Annotated in this window: 3 protein-coding genes; 2 read left to right on the top strand and 1 reads right to left on the bottom strand. The window is 33.9% G+C overall.

Annotated elements, in window-relative coordinates:
• The coding region (locus CQA44_RS11485; protein WP_115547350.1) for a BspA family leucine-rich repeat surface protein at window positions 1–501 on the top strand (501 nt) is incomplete at its 5' end.
• A 119-nt stretch (window positions 502–620) separates the two neighbouring features.
• Window positions 621–764, top strand: a complete 144-nt coding sequence (locus CQA44_RS12755; protein WP_181881900.1) for a hypothetical protein — start codon at window positions 621–623, stop codon at window positions 762–764.
• A 1456-nt stretch (window positions 765–2220) separates the two neighbouring features.
• Here the strand turns inward: CQA44_RS12755 and CQA44_RS11480 are convergent.
• The gene (locus tag CQA44_RS11480) at window positions 2221–3309 is read right to left on the bottom strand and encodes an NAD(P)-dependent alcohol dehydrogenase (protein WP_115547349.1); all 1089 of its coding nucleotides are present in this window, start codon (window positions 3307–3309) and stop codon (window positions 2221–2223) included.
• Window positions 3310–3490: the final 181 nt, after the last annotated feature.

The raw sequence follows: 3490 nt of genomic DNA, 5'->3' as shown, positions 1-3490 counted from the left end.
GTAAAAAGACAAGACTTTAGTGGGATAGAATCTTGGGACACAGGCAAAGTAGAAAATATGGTGAGTATGTTTTATAAAGCAGAAGCTTTTAATCAAAATATCAATGCTTGGGATGTGGGCAGTGTCAAAAATATGCAAGGTATGTTTGCTGGGGCAAAATCTTTTAATCAACCCCTAAATTCTTGGAATGTGAGTAATGTTAAAGATATGAGTTTTATGTTTTATGGTGCAAAATCTTTTAATCAACCCCTAAATTCTTGGAATGTGAGTAATGTTAAAGATATGAGTTTTATGTTTTATGGTGCAGAATCCTTTAATCAGCCCCTAAATTCTTGGAATGTGAGTAATGTAGAGAATATGTGGAGTATGTTTGCAGGGGCAAAATCCTTTAACCAAAACTTAGATTCTTGGAATGTCAGCAGTGTAGAGAGTATGGACGATATATTTAAAGATTCTCCCTTGCAAGATAATCCACCAAAGTGGTATAACAAACCAAAATAGCTTTATCATAAAGCTCTATCATTGATATTTATGCTTATGATTTTTACTATGATTTTAGATTACATTGCGTAAAAAGAAGTATCAAAACCCATTGTTTCAAAAGATTCTAAAAGAATAGAATGAAAAAACTTAACAAAGAAGTATCAAAATCTCTTTATTCTCAAAGTAGCAAAAGTAGCATTATGCCCCATAACTACTTCATCTCAAGCTATCAAAAGCAACAAAGAAAAAGTAGCAAGGCAAAAGTAGCAAGAAATGATTAGGAAGTTTAAGAGCTTCATTATGCACCATATAAAGACTGCTTAAAGTTAAAAAGTCTCAAATACTTTTGCAATACTTTTATAATATTCCTGCAATATTTCTACAATACTCTTGCAATATTCCTACATATATTCTTGCAACACCCTTGCAATACTCTCTTACTTTAATCAAATGCTCTTGCAACACTCTCGTGTATTAATCAAATGCTCTTGCACTAATAATTTTTTTAACCTTGCACTTTTAAATTACATTTACTTGCATTAGCGGTAAGGTTTTTCAGTAGTAAGATTTAACATTTTATTCAACTTAAACACATCAAAGAACTTAATCTCACCAAAGATTTAAGGTTTCGATAGGCTTTTCTAACCTCACCAAAAATCTTAAGTTTTGATATTTTTCACTTTAATTCACCAAAGCAATAATCCCCACCAAAGCAATGAACTCGCCAAAAGGGCAAATGTATGATAAATTTTAAAGTTTGTATATACTTTATTTTATTAACCTAGTAAAAGCAATGAACACACTAAATGGCAAATGTATAATAAATCTTAGGGCTTGATAGATTTCATTTTTTAATTTAACCACACCTCCAATAGTGAGGTTTTAATATGTTTCATTTTCAACACTACCAAAGCAATAAACGCACTTCTAGCGATGTTTTTTCAGTAGTAAGATTTAATATTTCATTCAACTTAAACACACCAAAGAAATTAATCTCACCAAAGATTTAAGGTTTTGATAGGCTTTTCTAACCTCACTAAAAATCTTAAGTTTTTATAATTCTATTTCATAACTTAACCTAGCAAAAGCAATAAACTCACTTTTAACTTCTAGCAAGGTTTTGCGGTGGTGAGATTTATATATTTTTAACTTTAATCCCACCAAAGCAATGAACGCACTAAAATGGCAAATGTATGATAAATCTTAGGGCTTGATAGATTTCATTTTTTAATTTAACTACACCTCCAATAGTGAGGTTTTAATATGTTTCATTTTCAACACTACCAAAGCAATAAACTAACTTTTAGCGATGTTTTTTCAGTAGTAAGATTTAATATTTCATTCAACTTAAACACATCAAAGAATTAATCTCAACAAAGATTTAAGGTTTCGATAGGCTTTTCTAACCACACCAAAAATCTTAAGTTTTTATAATTCCATTTCATAACTTAGCTTCGCAAAAGCAATAATCCCCACCAAAGCAATAAACTCACTAAATGGCAAATGTATGATAAATCTTAAAGTTTGTATATGCTTTATTTTATTAACCTAGTAAAAGCAATGAATCGCACTAAAATCTAAGTTTTTATAATTTCACTCATAACTTAATCCCACCCAAAGCAATAAACTAACTTTTAGCGATGTTTTGCGGTGGTGAGATTTATATATTTTTAACTTTAATCCCACCAAAGCAATGAACACAAAGATTTAAGTTTCAAATCTAAAAGATATTTCACTTTAATTTAAACTCGCCATATCAATCACATATCTAAACTTTGCCCTGCCACTAGTGAGATTCTCATAAGCCTCGTTGATTTGCTCCACAGAGATGATTTCTGTTTCAGGATAAATCTTGTGCTTCAGTGAGAAATCAAGCATTTCTTGCGTTTCTTTAATGCCGCCAATGAGCGAGCCATAGACCTTTTTACCTGCGGCAAAAACAAGCCTTGTTAAATCAATCTTTACCTTATCTTCCACAGGGGGTAAGCCCACAATGGCTAGCTCTCCGCCAAATTTAAGCAAATTAACATAAGCATTGACATCATAGGCAGTAGGGATTGTCGAGATGATAAAATCAAATCGCTCTCTCACCCCCTTAGTATCGGTATAGAGAGCCTTTGCCCCCAGCTCTAGGGCTTCTTTCTCTTTGTTTTTATTGCGTGCAAACACACTCACCTCTGCCCCCATTTTTAGAGCGTATTTCAAAGCCATTACGCCAAGCCCGCCAAACCCAGCCACAGCAACCTTACTCCCAGCTTTGACCTCACTAAATTTGATAGGGGAATAAGTCGTAATCCCCGCACAAAGCAAGGGGGCAACTTTATCTAAGGGGGCGTCATTAGGCACATTGATAGCAAATTTCTCACTCACAACGATATTATTAGAATACCCACCATAAGTAGGCTCATCATTATGAAAGCAATCAAGGCAATCGTAGGTAAAGACGCATTTGCCCCTCTCACAAAACTGCTCTTGACTTTTTTTACAGGCTTCACATTCTCCACAAGAATTCACCATACAGCCCACCCCTGCGAAGTCTCCTACTTTAAATTTGCTTACCTTTGAGCCAATCGCCACTACCTTGCCTGCTATCTCGTGTCCGGGCACCATAGGATAGATGCCCTGCCTCCACTCACTGCGGGCAGAATGAATATCGCTATGGCAGATTCCCGCATAGAGAATTTCTATTAAAATATCATTCTCTCCTAGTGCGTGACGTGAAAAGCTAAAGGGCTTGAAAGTATCATCTTTGTGTGATACCGCATAGCCTTTAGCGGTGATTCTCTCCCCGAGCTTTGCTTGTTTAAGATTATCTTGTAATAACATTTTCTCTCCTTTTCTTAATTTTCTCTTTTTTCTCTCTCTTTTTCTTAATTCTATCTCTTTTTCTTGAGATTAATTTGATTTAAGGAATTTAAATCCTCTAAGATTCTATCAAAAATCTAAAAGCCTAAAAACCTAAAATTATATAAAGTATTATAAGACTTGATACTTGGTATTTGTCAAG

The organism is Helicobacter sp. MIT 14-3879, assembly GCF_003364125.1.
The sequence above is the reverse complement of the archived record's forward strand: the minus strand, read 5'-3'. Positions and strand labels throughout refer to the sequence as shown.

Bases quoted from the DNA above. Each gene is read 5' to 3' on its own strand.
- CQA44_RS12755 (WP_181881900.1), top strand. From the start codon at position 621: ATGAAAAAACTTAACAAAGAAGTATCAAAATCTCTTTATTCTCAAAGT.
- CQA44_RS11480 (WP_115547349.1), bottom strand. From the start codon at position 3,309: ATGTTATTACAAGATAATCTTAAACAAGCAAAGCTCGGGGAGAGAATC.